The following is a 14,678-nucleotide window of genomic DNA, read 5'->3' as shown; positions in this document are numbered from 1 at the left end:
CACCCAACATGAGCACTCATGACGGACGTACGTTCCCCGACGGCTTCGTGTGGGGGTCGGCGACCGCCTCTTACCAGATCGAGGGTGCGGCCAAGGAAGGCGGCCGCGGCCCGTCCATCTGGGACACGTTCTCGCACACGCCCGGCAGGACGTTGAACGGCGACACCGGCGACGTGGCCGACGACCATTACCACCGGTGGCAGGAGGATCTGGGGCACATCGCCGACCTGGGGCTGTCGGCCTACCGCTTCTCCATCGCCTGGCCGCGCGTGCAGCCCGGCGGCCGCGGGCCGCTGAACCGCGAGGGCGTCGAGTTCTACTCGCGCCTGGTCGACGGGCTGCTCGACCGCGGCGTTCAGCCGGTGGTCACGCTGTACCACTGGGACCTGCCGCAGGACCTCGAGGACGCCGGCGGCTGGCCGGTGCGCGACACCGCCTACCGCTTCGCCGAGTACGCCGAACTGATGGCCCGTGAGCTGGGCGACCGGGTGCACACCTGGACCACGCTGAACGAGCCCTGGTGCTCGGCCTACCTCGGCTACGCGTCCGGCGTCCACGCGCCGGGACGCACCGAGCCGGACTCCGCGCTGGCGGCGGTGCACCACCTGAACCTCGCGCACGGTCTCGGCGGCCGGGCGGTGCGCTCGGTGCTGCCCGAGGCACGGGTGTCCATCACGCTCAACCTGCATGTCACTCGCCCGGTCGACCCGGACAGCGACGCCGACCGCGACGCCGTGCGCAAGGTCGACGCGCTGTCCAACCGTGCGTTCCTCGGACCGGTGCTCGACGGCGCCTACCCGGACGACCTGCTCGCCGACACCGCGCACGTCACGGACTGGTCGTTCGTGCACGACGGCGACACCGCGACGGCGAGGATCCCGATGGAGGTCCTGGGCGTCAACTACTACTCGACGGCGCTGGTCCGGCGCTGGGACGGCACCGGTGAGCGGCTCGAGGCCGACAACCACGGCGACTCGTCCGGCTCTCCGTGGGTGGGCGCCGACGACGTCGAGTTCGTCCGCCCCGAGGGCCCATACACCGCCATGGGCTGGAACATCGATCCCAGCGGCATGACCGAACTGCTGGTCGGGCTGAGCCGGACCTACCCGGAGCAGCCGTTGATGGTCACCGAGAACGGCGCCGCCTTCGAGGACGTCGTGGCCCCCGACGGCTCCGTACACGACGGGCGGCGGGTGGCCTACCTGCGCGACCACGTCGACGCCGTCGGCGCGGCCATCGAGGCCGGCGCGGACGTCCGCGGCTACTTCGCGTGGTCGCTGCTGGACAACTTCGAGTGGGCGTACGGCTACGACCGCCGGTTCGGCATCATCCGCGTCGACTACGACACGTTGCAGCGCACCTGGAAGGACTCGGCGTACTGGTACCGCGACCTGGCGGCGGCGAACGCGCTGCCGGGATAGTCGGCGGCGACCGTCCCGCGTGGGCCCGGACGGCTCAGTCCGGCGCTTCGGCCAGCGACAGGCTGTTTCCGTCCGGGTCCACCACGACGACGTGCCGCACGCCGTTCTCGTACGTCTCCACGGGTTCGTGGCTCACGCCGTTGTCCGCCAGACGCCCGAGGATGTCGTCCAGCCCCTCCACGCCGAGGGTGATCAGCGCACCACCGGCCCGCTCGGGATGCTCGTCGACGAAGACCCATGCGGTCTCGCCGACCTGCCAGAGCGCCTCGGTGCCGACGACCTCGTCCGCCGGGCGGCCGAAGAACGTCGCGAACCATTCGAGTCCGGCCGCCCGGTCCGTCACCGGCACGCCGCAGAACACCTGTGTCACCGTTCCCATGCCGGAACCATAGTGGGCGGCCCGGACAGAGTGGATCATGCCTGCCGCGGCGGCGCGAGTACGGCCGCACGTGAGGTGCACCCTACTGCGATAGGCCGATCCCGATTGAGATTCGAACCTGTGTTCGATACGATCGGTCCATGTTGGGGTCCGAGGACGAAGAGTTCGCCGCGCCGGACGACGGTTCCGGTGTGGCGGACAGCACGGCCGACGTTCCGCGGCATCTCGCCGCCCGGGACGCGGCCTGGGCGCCGTCGGCGGACGAGCGTGACGGCGCGCTCGCCGTGCCGGCCGACCTCGGAGATGACGACGCGCGCCGCGCCCTCGCCGCGGCAGACTCCGGCGAGAGTCCGCTGCTGGTGGTTCCCGACGACGCCGAACCCTACGCCGTGGTGCGCGGCGACGGCGGCGGGTGGGTGCGCACGGTGCGCGGGCTCGCCCCCGGCGCCGCGCTGGCCGATGCTCTCGGCCTGCTCGACCCGGACGGCCCCGCCGTCGGCTCCGTGGACTCCGGTGCGCTCGCTCGCCTGCGCACGGCCGACGACTTCGAGCTGGGTGAGGTGGCAGGGGCCTGCCAGCGGTTGATGTCCTGGGCACGTGGCCTGCAGGCCGCGGCCGTCACCGAGTTGTCGCACCGGCCGGCCGTGACGCCCGAGGCGCCCGAACAGGCGGGCTCGCCGGCCTCGCCGCGGGCGGCCACGGCGCTGGAGCTGGTCGAGCCGCTGCACGTCACCGCCGGGCAGGCCGAGGCGTTGGTCGCCGAGTCCAGCCGGCTGACCGAGGATTTCGCCGCCACCCACGCCGCTCTGCTCGCCGGGAAGATCGACGAGCGCCGCGCCAAGGTCGTGCTGTCCGAGCTCGGCCGCCTCGACCCCGATACCGCCCGCACCGTCGAGGCCGCCGCGCTGGACCGAGCCGCCCGGATGAACCCCCGGCAGCTGCGCCGCGCCGTCAAAGCCCTGGTGTGTCGGCTCGCGCCGGAAGCGGCGGAGACACGGCGCCGTCGGGCCGCCGAGCGCCGCCACATCCACCTCACCCCGGCCGAGGACGGCATGACGTGGCTGGACGGGCTCCTGCCCGCCGAGGACGCGCTGGCGCTGCAAACCGTCCTCGACGCCGGGCAGAAGTCACTCAAGAGCCAGGATGCCGCCGGCGGCGACGCCCGCGCCCGCACCGCCGACCAGCGCCGCGCCGACACGCTCGCCGGCCTCGCCTGGACCGCGCTGAACACCGGCCGCGCCGGCGCGGTGCGGATGAGCAGCACGCACGGCCGCCCGGTCACCGTCGACGTCACGGTTCCGCTGGCCACGTTGATCGGCCTCGACGAGCACCCGGGCCATCTCGAGGGCTACGGACCGGTCCCCGCCGACGTGGCCCGGCACCTCTCGGCCTCCGGTGTCTGGCGGTGGGTCGGCACCCATCCCGTCACCGGCGCGGTCCTCAGCCACGGGCGCACTCGATACACGCCCACCCAGGACCTGATCGACCACGTCGTGCTGCGCGACCGCACCTGCAAGGCTCCCGGGTGCGACGCACCCGCGCAGGTCAGCGAGCTCGACCACACCCTGCGCTACCCGCTGGGCCCCACGGCCGCGCACAATCTCGGCCTGACCTGCACACGTCACCACCGGCACAAGCACCGCTCGAACTGCCGGGTCGATCAGCCGAGCCCCGGAGTGTTCCGATGGCGCAGCCCCACCGGCAGAACCATCCGGATCCACGAGACTCAGGTCGGCCCGGTCGACGACGTCCCTCCGTTCTGAGGTCCGGAGCCCAGGACGATCGATCGAGCCAGCTCGGTCCGGACGTACACCACGCGTCTGCCGGTGCGGCGGCGTGTCACCAGCCCGGTCCGGTGCAGGATGCCGAGGTGGTACGAGACCGTGGCCGCGCTCAGCGCGCAGGCACGGCCCAGCTCGGTCGTGGTGCGCGGCTCCGCGAGTGCGGCGAGCAGGCCCGCACGGGTGTGCCCGAGCAGTTCCCCGAGATCGTCCGTGGCCTTGGGCGACGGGATCGGCTCCGCCAGGTGCTGGGTCCCCCGCGCGGGATACATCACCGACGGCGTCGTCGGGCGCTCCGCGTTGAACCAGGCGCGCCTGCCGGTCGCGACGCTGGGAATCAGCAGCAGGCCGTCGCCGGCCCAGTCCACCTCGACGTCGAACGGCCGTTTCACCACGACGGCCGCGCCGTCCCAGCTCAGGTCCGGATGCAGGTCGTCCAGCAGGGCCAGCGCCCCGTGCTGGGCCATCCGGTCGGCGCGATGCGCGATGTCGGCGGAGAGCACGTCGACCACGCGGCCCCAGTCCGGGGCGAGCACGTGGTGGAAGTACGTGCCGATCGCCGCCGCCACCCGCGCGGCGAACGGCTCGTACCCGTCGCGCAGCGCCGTCGTCACCACGTCCGGCATCTCCCGCCGGTGTAACTCCAGTTGCTCGGCTCCGCCGAAGCTCGCCGCCACCTCAGCAGCGGCGTCCTGCCCGCGGAAGGCGATGCCGAGCTGGTAGCGCACCTGGTCCGGGTCGGTGGCGGCGACCGACGCCGTCTCGTCCTCGATCGCCATCACGGTCGCGGTGGGCGGCGGGACCATCAGATCGGGCGCGTATCCGTCGGTGGGGACCAGCGCGAGCAACAGGCCGAGATCCGAGGACGGCACCGCCGTCGCGGCGCGCTCGCGCCAACGCGCCACGTGCGACGGCACCGGGCCGTGCCGATTCGTCGCTCGCAGGCACCCCATCACCTCGACGCACGGCGAGATCCCGAACCTGGAACGTCCGAGAACATCCGCCGTCATCGGTATCCGCACCACCATCGGCTCATCGTGCCGCATCACGCTTCGAACGTGCTCGAATGGTTGGCACGACTCGTCGGCCTCCTGTGCACTCGGGTCGCTCATCACGAACCCGACCCCAGGAGGCATGGAGATGACATCCGATTCGCTCGCACTGAGCCGCCGGCGGCTGGTCATGGCCGGCGCCGGCGGACTGGCCGGTGCTGCGGGCCTGCCGGCGATCGCCGCCGCGGCGGCACCGACCGGCACCGATCCCGCCGACCGGGACGTGCTGCTGGTCGGGGCCAACCCCGGTCTGCGGTTGTTCGACGGCGACGACGTCAGCGTGTTCGCCTCGGTGTGGCAGGTGGACTGGTCGACCCACGGCACCGGTAACGCCGTGGTCCTGTGGCACGACGGCTCGGTCCGCGTCCTGAGCCGGCACCGCGAGCTCGCCGAGTGGCTCGAAAGCGCGTTCGTCCGCTACTTTCCCGAGGTCGAAGGGTTGCCGTGGCCGCGTCCACGGGTGGAGTACAGCCCCGTCCGGGTGGACATCGACCTGCGGCGGGGCATGCACGCCCGGGCCGGCGACGTGGACGTCCGGATGCGTGGTGTCCTGCACCGGCGGACGTTCGAGACCGACGAGTTCGACCTCGGCGGCCGGGTGCACAGTCTGAGCAACCTCTTCGCCCCGTGTGCGGACGCGGCCGTGCACGTCCGTGGGCGCCGGCTCCCTGGGTCGGTGGTGCGCGGCGGAACGCCACAGCGTCCGTCGTCCAGTGCCTTCCTCGCGACCGCGGAGATCTGGAAGGCGTAGACACGGGTGCCGCCGGGACCGGTGCAACGACCTCCCCCGACGGAACGCGAGGCGGTACGATTCGGCCGATGTACCCGAGTCCCCTCGGAGGTCCATCGGCGTGTCAACCGTGAACGGCGGCGACGACTTCGCCAGTCTCCTACGGCGGCACCGGGCATCGGCCGGGCTGTCCCAGGAGGAGCTGGCCGGACGCGCCAGTCTCAGCGCCGACGCCGTCGCCGCGCTCGAGCGGGGGCGGCGACGTGCACCTCGCCCGTTGACGGTGCGGTTACTCGCCAGCGCGCTGAACCTGGACGACGGCCAGTGGACCGAGTTCGTCGAGTCGTTGCACGGCCCGGCGGCCGGGCACGCCCACGAGGTCCACGGTCCTCCGATGCAGGCCGACCCTCTCATCGGCCGGGTCGCCGAGCTGGCCGAGCTGCGCGGGCTGCTCGGTGACGAACAGGTACGGCTGCTGACCCTCACCGGGGTCGGCGGGGTCGGCAAGACCCGGCTCGCGGTAGCCGTCGCCGACGCCGTCCAGCCCGGTCTGGACGACAGCGTCTGCTGGGTGAGCCTGGCCGACCGGCCGGACGGCGCCGAGGTGACCGACGCGGTCGCGGCTGCGCTGGGCGTGCGGCCGGGCTCCGACGGCGACGAGCTCGACACGATCGCCGAACAGATCGGCGCCCGGCGCGTCCTGCTCGTGCTGGACAACTCCGAGCACGTCGTCGGCACCTGCGCCCAGGTGGCCACCGCTCTGCTGCGCCGCTGCCCCCGGCTGCTGATCGTGGTCACCAGCCGGGAGCTGCTGCGCGTCCCCGGCGAGGTGGTCCGCGAGGTCCGGCCGCTGCCGGTACCGCCGTCCCGAGCGGAACCGGACGAGATCCACGACACCGACTCCGTCCGGCTGTTCCTGGCCCGGGCCGGGGCCCACGGCATCCAGCTGCCGGAGGACCGCCTCGTGCACGTCAGCCGGGTGTGCCGGCAGGTCGAGGGCATCCCGCTGGCCATCGAGCTCGCCGCGGCGCGGGTGAACGTGCTGACGGTCGAGCAGATCGCCGCCGAGCTCACCGCGTCGTCGGGCATCCTCAGCGGCGGCAGCCGCACGGCACACCGGCGGCAGCAGACCATCGAGGCCGCCCTGGACTGGAGCTACGCCCTCCTCGACCCGGCGGAGCGGGAGTTCTTCGAGAACGTCGCGACCTTCGCGGGTGGCTGGACGCTCGCCGCCGCGCAGGACGTGTGCTGCGCCGAGACCGACCACACCTGCCGCGCCCGCGTCCTCGACCTGACCGGCCGGCTGATCGACAAGTCGCTGATCGTCGTGGACCGCGAGGGCGCCGAGGCGCGGTACGGCATGTACATGGTCATCCGCCAGTACGCCGAGAACCGCCTCGACGACAGCGGCCGCCGGCCCGAGGTCGAGTTGCGTCATCAGCGCCACCTCGTGCATCTGGCCGAACGTGCCGAGGCCGTGCTCGAAAGCGGCGACCAGGACGGTGCGCTGCGCCGGCTGGACACCGAGCTGGACAACCTGCGTGTCGCCCTCGGCCGCGCGGTCAGCCACGGGCACGGCGACGACGCCGTCCGGCTCGCCGGTGCGTTGTGGCGCTACTTCTACCTGCGCGGGACCTACGCCGAGGGACAGGACTGGCTGCAGACGGCGCTGCAGGTCGCCGGAGAGGTGACGGACCCGCGGCAGCTGCCCGGCAGGGCCAAGGCGATGCGTGGGCTTGGCTATCTCGCCTTCCTGCAGTGCGACTACGACGAGGCGTTGCGCCGGCTCGACGACGCGTTGAGCCTGTACCAGCGCGCCGGCGACGAGCTCGGCGCCGCCCTGGTGCTCCGGCACCTCGGCAGCGTCGCCCGCGAGCACGGCGACTACGACCGCGCGATGGCGCTGCACCAGCACAGCCGCGAGATCTACGCCCGGCGGTCCGATGCCACCGGCACGGCGTGGTCACGCCACCATCTCGGGTTCGTCTCCTGGCTGCGCGAGGACTTCGAGGCCGCGCACGAGCACGCCACCGCCGCACTCGAGCACTTCCAGCGGGTCGGCGAGGGCGAAGGCGTCTCGTGGGCGCACATCGACCTCGGTGTGATCGCGCTCTACCGCGGCCACCTCGATGCCGCAGAGCAGTTCCTGCACCACGCGCTCGAGCGCGCCCAGCGGCTCGGCTACCGCGAGGGGGTGGCATGGTCGCTGAACCAGCTCGGCGCCGTGGCGCTGCGCCAGCAGCGACCGGAACGCGCGATCCAGCTGCTCGACGAGAGCCTGGCCGAGCACCTCGAGTTCGGCGACCGGTGGCGGGCGGCGAGCGTCCTGGACGCGCTCGCCGCCGCGGCCACGCAGCGCGGCGACCACACGTACGCCGGGTTCCTGCTCGCGGCGGCGGCCGCGGCGCGCGACGCCATCGGCGTGCCGGTGCCCGCGTGCGAACGGGCCGCCATCAAGCACACGCTGCGCATGGTCCGCGACAACCTGTCCGCCGAGACGTTGGAGCGGGTGTGGGCGGCCGGGCACGCCACGCCGTTGCACGCGGTGGCCGACGGCTACCTGCCCGGGTGACGCACCCGACCCGGCCGGCTGCGGATCCTGCCCCCCTCGAGACCGGCAGCCGACCGGATGTCCAACGATGGCGCGACCGGCGGATCCGGAACAGCCACACCGCCCTGACAACGGCCTGACATCTACCGCGGCACCCGCAGGTCGGCCCAGACCAGGCGGTGATCGCTGGTGGGGAACGGGTACTCGCCGGTCAGTTCGGACAGCGGGTCCGACCGCTCGGGCCAGAACACCCCCGCGCCGGCCGGACGCAGCTGCCGCGACGGCAGCACGTAGTCGACGCGCAGGTTGCCCGGCGCCGGGTCGTCGGCGAAGTCCGCCGTGTCGTAGCGCGGATCGCCGCGATGCTCGTCGTTCGCGCCACCTTGCAGGCGCGCCGCCTCGGCCGCGCCGTCCGACATCGGCAGCGGGTCGTACATCCGCGGGTGGTCCAGCAGCTGGCCGATGGCGCCGTCGACGGAGTCGCCGTCGAGCGGGTCGCTGTTCTGGTCGCCCATCACCACGAACGACGCGCCCGGCCGCAACCCGCCACGTACGCCGTCGTCGTCGTAGATGTAGGACGAGCGGCCGGGCCGGACGTAGTCGGCCCAGAACCGGATCTCGTCGTGGTTGCGCAGCCCGTTGCGGTCCTCGGGACCGTCGAACGTCGGCGGCGTGGGATGCGAGGCGAGCACGTGCACCGTCCTGCTCCCGACCCGTACCGGGACGTCCCAGTGCGACTTGCTGGACAGTCGCACGACGTCGAGTTCGGCCGGCGAGTACCAGTCAGCGGGACGCGGGGTGGACGGGTCGTCCGGCAGCAGCGCCCCGGGCATGTCCCGCCACCGGAAGTTCCGGAACGTGCGCACGTCGCCGGTCTCGATCGGATACCGCGACAGCACGACCATCCCGTACTGACCGGGGAACGCGCCGAAGCCGAGCGCGTCGTCGCCACCACCCACCGTGCCGTCGTTGTTCAGGTCGAACCCGCTGGGCACTCCGGTGTTGGACGGCGCGGTGTAGGCGTAGGGATAGTCGATGGGCTCCGCGTCGCGCTGCGGCTCCTCGAGGTAGTTCTCGCGGAACAGGTCGACGGCACGCTGCCGCGGAACGTGGTCGAACTCGTTGAGCAGCAGCACGTCCGGCCGGGTGTGCTGGATGACCTCGGCCACGGCCCGCGCCTGCGGGTCGTCTCCGGTCGACAGGTCGCGGACCAGCTCGCCCTCGGACGCGCGGTTCAGGCTCGCGTTGTAGGTGGCGACGCGTACCTCCGGCGGTTCACCGGGCGGGCTCGTCCCGGCGGGTCCTCCGGCGGGGGTGGCGTGGGTTGCGGCGCCACCCGCGGCGGTCAGCATCGCCAGCGACGCCAGCAGCGGCGTGATGCGCATGTGTTTCCTCCCGAGGGTCGGCGGACGGCTGCCGAGCGTAGACGTACCGGACGAACACCACCTGACCGGGACATGACCACCCGGCTACGGTGCGTCCGCGGCGCCCACCATGTCCAGCACCCTCGTCGCGAGCGCGGTGTCGACGACGAGCGTGGTGACGAATCCGGCACGCACCGCCGCCAGGCAGGCCTCGGCCCGCTGCGCACCGTAGGCGGTGACCATCACCTCCGGAGTCGCGCGCAGCTGGTCCAGCGTCACCCCGACGACACGGTCGTCGAAACCGCCGGTGACGTCGTTTCCCTCGGCGTCGAACAGCCGGCCGCTGCACTCGCCCACAGCGCCGTGTTCCAGCCCGTCCGTGCGCTCGGCATCGGAGACCGCGTCCCACACCGTCGACAGCCCGGTCCCCCAGCCGCCCACGGAGACGACGGCCATGTCGAGCGCGCCGGCACGCTCCAGCGCCCGCGCGATCTCCGGCTGGCGCCGCAGCGCCGCGGCGGTGGCGGCGTCCTCGACCACGAGGGGAGCGTAGATCGGCAGCGCTTCACCGCCGGCCGCCGCCGCGACCGAGCGCACCACCTCGACCGTGCCCGACGAGGAGCCCGGCACCGCGAGTGAGCCGGCCAGCTGCACGACCGTGCACGGCACCAGGCGCTCGAGCCGGCGCGCCGTCGCCTCGATGGTCCGGCTCCAGGTCATGCCGACGACCTGGCCGGGCCTGACCTGCTCGTCCAGCAGGCCGGCCACCACGCCGGCGACCTCCTCCCGGGTCGCCGAGTCCGGCTGGCTCGGCGCCTCGACAACCACCGCGCTGCCCAGGCCGAGCGTGTCGCGCAGTCGCAGCGACAGTTCGTCGTCGATGTGCCCGGGCAGCGTGATCTCGACCCGAACCCATCCCCTGGCCCGAGCATCGGCGATGATGCGCGCCACCTGGAACCGGGAGATGCCGAACTCGTCGGCGATCTCGACCTTCGAACGCCCGTCGAGGTAGTGCCGCCGCGCGACCGCGCCGGCGAGGACGAGCTCCGACGGACCGTGCGTGTGACGGCCGTCGCCGGGCGGTCTCCCCCGTCTCGCCATCATCCTCGCGATCCTCGCATATCTCTGACCGGCGAACTCTTGACCACCACCGGGAGACACGATACAAGTAGTGAACACATCTGAGCGTAAAAATAGCTCATCTGTGCAGCACGTGCTACGAGAGGAGGCTCCATGAAAGCTGCGGTCATCGACCGGCCGGGCACCGTGGACGTCCGGGACGTTCCCGCGCCACGGCCCGAGCGCGGCGAGGTCGTGGTGCGGGTCGGCGCCGCTGGGATCTGCGGAACCGACCTGCACATCGCCGCCGGCGAGTTCCCACCGAGCCCCTACCCGATCGTTCCCGGGCACGAGTTCGCCGGCACCGTCACCGAGCTGGGCGACGACGTCACCACCGGCATCGCCGTCGGCGACCGGGTCGCGGTCGACCCGTCCCTGTTCTGCGGCTACTGCCGGCAGTGCCGGCGCGGGCGCGGCAACCTCTGCGAGAACTGGGGCGCCACCGGCGACACGGTCGACGGCGCGTTCGCCGAGTACGTCACGGTGCCGGCCGCCAACTGCTACCGGCTGCCCGACCAGCTGAGCTTCGCCCAGGGCGCGCTCGTCGAGCCGGTCTCGTGCGCCGTGCACGGTGTCCACCGGCTCGGTGTCGACGCCGGCGAGCGCATCCTCGTCGTGGGCGCGGGCACCATGGGCCTGATCCTGACCCAGCTGCTCGCCGCCGGCGGCGCGCGCGTCAGCGTGGTCGACCTGGCCGAGGCGAAGCTGCCGCTGGCCGAGAAGCTCGGCGCGGCCGAGGTCGCCACCGGCGTCGACGAGCTACCGGCGCGGGCGTTCGACGCAGCGGTCGACGTCACCGGCGCACCGCCGGCCATCGAGGACGCGTTCCGTTCGCTCGACCGCGGCGGCCGGCTGCAGATCTTCGGCGTGGCCGCCGAGGACGCGCGGGTCACCCTCTCCCCGTTCCGCATCTACAACGACGAGATCACCGTCGTCGGCTCGATGGCCGTGCTGCACAGCTACGGCGACGCCCTCGACCTCGTCGCCGCGGGCGTGGTGCGCACCGAGCCGCTCGTGTCGCACACCTTCGCCCTGGACGAGTTCACCGACGCCCTCGAGATGATGCGCTCCGGCCGGACCATCAAGGCTCAGGTCGTCCGGACGGACGGCCCGGCATGAGAGCCCGGCGCATCCGGATAGCCGCCGGCCTCGGGGCCGTCGCCCTCACCACCGCTTGCGCCGGAGCCGGCAGCCTCACCTCCGGCTCGTCCGACGCCACGACGATCGTGGTCGCCATCGTCTCCAACCCGCAGATGACCGACGCCATCTCGCTGTCCGACCAGTTCACCGAGGAACACCCGAACATCAACGTCGACTTCGTCTCGCTTCCCGAGAACGAGTCGCGGGCGAAGATCACCGCGTCCGTGGCCACCGGCGGCGGCGAGTTCGACGTCGTGATGGTCAGCAACTACGAGACGAGCATGTGGGCGGAGAACGGCTGGCTGGTGAACCTGCAGCCGTACGCCGACGCCACCGAGAACTACGACACCGAAGACTTCCTCGAACCGGTCCGCGAGTCACTGTCGTACGAGGGCGACATGTACTCGGTGCCGTTCTACGGCGAATCGTCGTTCCTGGTCTATCGCAAGGACATCTTCGACGAAGCCGGCCTCACCATGCCGGAGCAGCCGACCTGGCAGGAGGTCCGTGACCGCGCCGCCGCGGTCGAGCAGGCACGGCCGGACATGGACGGCATCTGCCTGCGCGGACTCGCCGGCTGGGGCGAGAACCTCGCACCCCTCAACACCGTCATCAACACGTTCGGCGGCCGCTGGTTCGACCAGGACTGGAACGCCCAGCTCGACTCGCCGGAGGTCCGCGAGGCGGTCGAGTTCTACGTCGACCTCGTCCAGGAGCACGGGCAGGAAGGGGCGGCCACCACCGGCTTCGCCGAATGCGCCACTCGGTACGGCCAGGGCCGCACCGCCATGTGGTACGACGCGACGTCCATGGTCAACGTCGTCGAGAGCCCCGACGACTCGGTCACCGCCGGCCTCAACGGCTACGCCCAGGCCCCGGTCGTCGAGACGGAGGCCAGCGGCTGGCTGTACACGTGGTCGCTGGCCATTCCGTCCACGACCGAGCACGCCGACGAGGCGTGGGAGTTCATCTCCTGGATGACGGACAAGGAGTACGCGCACACGGTCGCCGAGGCGTACGGCTGGGAACGCGTACCCCCCGGAGCGCGGCAGTCGACGTACGAGATCCCCGAATACGCCGAGGTCGCCGAGGCCTACGCGGAGCCCACGCTGCAGGCCATCCGCAATGCCAACCAGGACACGACGATGACGCGACCGGTTCCCTACGAAGGCATCCAGTTCCTGGCCATCCCGGAGTTCCAGGATCTCGGCACCCGGGTGGGCCAGCAGATCTCCGCCGCCATCGCCGGCCAGATCAGCGTGGAGGAGGCGCTCGAGCAGTCGCAGAACTACGCGGAGACCGTCGGCGAGTCCTATCAGCAGGAGGAGGGCGAATGAGCGCGGACACCGCGACGGCCGGCCCACCACCAGCACCGGCCGTGCCGAAGAAACCACCCGCGGCCATGTCGGCGCGCCGCCAAGGGTGGCGCCGCCGGGCGCCGCTGATGCCGGCGCTGATCTTCACGATCATCGCCACGCAGATCCCGTTCCTGGTCACCGTCTGGTACTCGCTGAACTCGTGGAACCTGGTCAACCCGGGCTCGGAGCACTTCGTCGGGCTGTCCAACTACGTGGACGTGTTCACCGACCGGGTGTTCCGGCAGGCCGCGCTCAACACCGTCGTCATCACCGGCGGCTGTGTCCTGATCGCGATGGCGCTCGGGATCGGGATGGCACTGCTGCTCGACCGGAAGTTCCTGGGCCAGTCCGTGGTGCGGACGCTCATGATCACGCCGTTCCTGGTCATGCCGGTGGCGGGTGCGCTGATCTGGCAGACGTCGATGCTCGACCCTGCGTTCGGCATCGTGAACTACGTCATCGGGCTGGTCGGCATCGACCCGGTCAACTGGACCAGCTCGTATCCGCTCGTCTCGGTGATCGGCGCCCTGGTGTGGCAGTGGACCCCGTTCATGACGTTGCTGGTGCTGGCGGGCCTGCAGAGCCAGGGGCGCGACGTGCTCGAAGCGGCCCAGGTCGACGGCGCCGGCCCCACCCGCATGTTCCGCGCCATCACGCTGCCGCACCTGCGGCGCTACATCGAACTCGGCGTGCTGCTGGGCGCCATCTACGTGGTGAACACGTTCGACCAGATCTACATCCTCACCCAGGGTGGCCCGGGCACGGCCAGCACCAACCTTCCCTTCTACATCTACCAGCGCGCGTTCCTCGGCTTCGACATCGGCCAGGCCGCCGCCATGGGAGTGGTCGTGGTCATCGGCACCATCGTCGTCGCCACGTTCGCGCTCCGGATGCTGTTCCGCACGTTCTCCGAGGAGACATGATGGCTGCCCTCGACACGGCCGTGCAGACCCGTCGGCGCGGCGGCGGAGCACTCACCGTCCTGACCTGGTTCATCGGCCTGCTGTTCTTCTTTCCCGTGTTCTGGATGGTCCTGACGGCGTTCAAGCGTGAGACCGACGCGGCCACCGACCCTCCGAAACTGTTCTTCGAGCCGACGCTGGAGCAGTTCGGCAACCTGTTCGACGCCGGCGCCGGGACGTACTTCCTGAACTCGCTGTTCGCCACCACCGTGTCCACACTGCTGGTGCTTCTGCTCGCGGTGCCGGCGGCCTACGCGCTGGCCATCCGGCCGGTGAAGCGGACCAAGGACGTGCTGTTCTTCTTCATCTCGACGAAGATGCTGCCGGTCGTCGCGGTGATCGTGCCGATCTACGTCATCGCGGGGCAGATCGGTGCGCTGGACAACGTCTGGATGCTGATCGTGCTGTACACGGCGATGAACCTGCCCATCGCGGTGTGGATGATGCGCTCGTTCCTCCAGGAGGTTCCCACCGAGGTACTGGAGGCCGCACAGATGGACGGGGCCACGCTGCGCCAGAACATCACGCAGGTGATGCTGCCGATGGTGGCGCCCGGCCTCGCGGCCACCGCGCTGATCTGCGTGATCTTCGCCTGGAACGAGTTCTTCTTCGCCGTCAACCTCACCGCGTCCCAGGCCGCGACCGTGCCGTTGTTCCTCGTGGGCTTCATGACCAGCGAGGGCCTGTACTGGGCCCAGCTGTCGGCCGCCGCGACCCTGGCGTCGCTGCCGGTGGTGCTGGCCGGCTGGGCGGCGCAGAAGCAGCTCGTCCGTGGCCTGTCGATGGGCGCGATCAAGTGAGCTCGCCTTACAGTCGGTGCC

The 14,678-nt window shown here is 71.6% G+C and carries 12 protein-coding genes; 8 read left to right on the top strand and 4 right to left on the bottom strand.

The annotated features are described in order from the left end of the window. Positions 1-8 precede the first annotated feature (8 nt). On the top strand, positions 9-1,421 hold the full coding sequence (locus tag CLV30_RS20845; protein ID WP_106539166.1) for a GH1 family beta-glucosidase: 1,413 nt from the start codon (positions 9-11) through the stop codon (positions 1,419-1,421). Positions 1,422-1,455: 34 nt separating this feature from the next. Here CLV30_RS20845 and CLV30_RS20840 read toward each other — a convergent pair whose 3' ends face one another. After that, positions 1,456-1,800 (bottom strand): VOC family protein, encoded by a 345-nt coding sequence (locus tag CLV30_RS20840; protein ID WP_106539165.1) that lies wholly within the window; start codon positions 1,798-1,800, stop codon positions 1,456-1,458. 140 nt (positions 1,801-1,940) lie between these two features. Between CLV30_RS20840 and CLV30_RS20835 the strand changes: the two genes are divergently transcribed. Continuing rightward, positions 1,941-3,563, top strand: coding sequence for an HNH endonuclease signature motif containing protein (locus CLV30_RS20835; protein WP_106539164.1), 1,623 nt, complete (start codon positions 1,941-1,943; stop codon positions 3,561-3,563). Here CLV30_RS20835 and CLV30_RS20830 read toward each other — a convergent pair. Further along, positions 3,527-4,486, bottom strand: a complete 960-nt coding sequence (locus CLV30_RS20830) for a winged helix-turn-helix domain-containing protein (protein ID WP_165358710.1) — start codon at positions 4,484-4,486, stop codon at positions 3,527-3,529. The genes CLV30_RS20835 and CLV30_RS20830 overlap by 37 nt on opposite strands. 235 nt (positions 4,487-4,721) lie before the next feature. Here CLV30_RS20830 and CLV30_RS20825 point away from each other — a divergent pair, with 235 nt between their 5' ends. After that, positions 4,722-5,384, top strand: coding sequence for a hypothetical protein (locus CLV30_RS20825; RefSeq protein ID WP_205741024.1), 663 nt, complete (start codon positions 4,722-4,724; stop codon positions 5,382-5,384). 100 nt (positions 5,385-5,484) lie between these two features. Next, positions 5,485-7,935 (top strand): ATP-binding protein, encoded by a 2,451-nt coding sequence (locus CLV30_RS20820; protein ID WP_205741023.1) that lies wholly within the window; start codon positions 5,485-5,487, stop codon positions 7,933-7,935. A 122-nt stretch (positions 7,936-8,057) separates the two neighbouring features. On the opposite strand, the gene CLV30_RS20815 is transcribed toward CLV30_RS20820, so the two are convergent. Further along, complete coding sequence (locus tag CLV30_RS20815; RefSeq protein WP_205741022.1) at positions 8,058-9,299, bottom strand: endonuclease/exonuclease/phosphatase family protein; 1,242 nt, start codon at positions 9,297-9,299, stop codon at positions 8,058-8,060. Positions 9,300-9,383: 84 nt separating this feature from the next. After that, complete coding sequence (locus CLV30_RS20810; protein WP_211300090.1) at positions 9,384-10,382, bottom strand: sugar-binding transcriptional regulator; 999 nt, start codon at positions 10,380-10,382, stop codon at positions 9,384-9,386. Positions 10,383-10,511: 129 nt separating this feature from the next. Between CLV30_RS20810 and CLV30_RS20805 the strand changes: the two genes are divergently transcribed. Genes CLV30_RS20805 through CLV30_RS20790 form a run of 4 tightly spaced genes read left to right on the top strand, consistent with a single transcriptional unit; the run spans position 10,512 to position 14,657 of the window. Then, a complete protein-coding gene (locus CLV30_RS20805) occupies positions 10,512-11,516 on the top strand; it encodes a zinc-dependent alcohol dehydrogenase family protein (protein WP_106539162.1) in 1,005 nt (334 codons plus the stop codon). Further along, positions 11,513-12,874, top strand: coding sequence for an ABC transporter substrate-binding protein (locus CLV30_RS20800; protein WP_106539161.1), 1,362 nt, complete (start codon positions 11,513-11,515; stop codon positions 12,872-12,874). Before CLV30_RS20805 ends, CLV30_RS20800 begins: the two co-directional genes overlap by 4 nt. Continuing rightward, on the top strand, positions 12,871-13,818 hold the full coding sequence (locus tag CLV30_RS20795; RefSeq protein WP_106539160.1) for a carbohydrate ABC transporter permease: 948 nt from the start codon (positions 12,871-12,873) through the stop codon (positions 13,816-13,818). Before CLV30_RS20800 ends, CLV30_RS20795 begins: the two co-directional genes overlap by 4 nt. Then, a complete protein-coding gene (locus CLV30_RS20790) occupies positions 13,815-14,657 on the top strand; it encodes a carbohydrate ABC transporter permease (RefSeq protein ID WP_106539159.1) in 843 nt (280 codons plus the stop codon). The genes CLV30_RS20795 and CLV30_RS20790 overlap by 4 nt, the downstream gene beginning before the upstream one ends. Positions 14,658-14,678 lie beyond the last annotated feature (21 nt).

It is taken from the genome of Haloactinopolyspora alba (assembly GCF_003014555.1).
In the GTDB taxonomy this organism is placed as follows: domain Bacteria; phylum Actinomycetota; class Actinomycetes; order Jiangellales; family Jiangellaceae; genus Haloactinopolyspora; species Haloactinopolyspora alba.
This window is presented reverse-complemented; position numbering and strand designations above follow the sequence as displayed.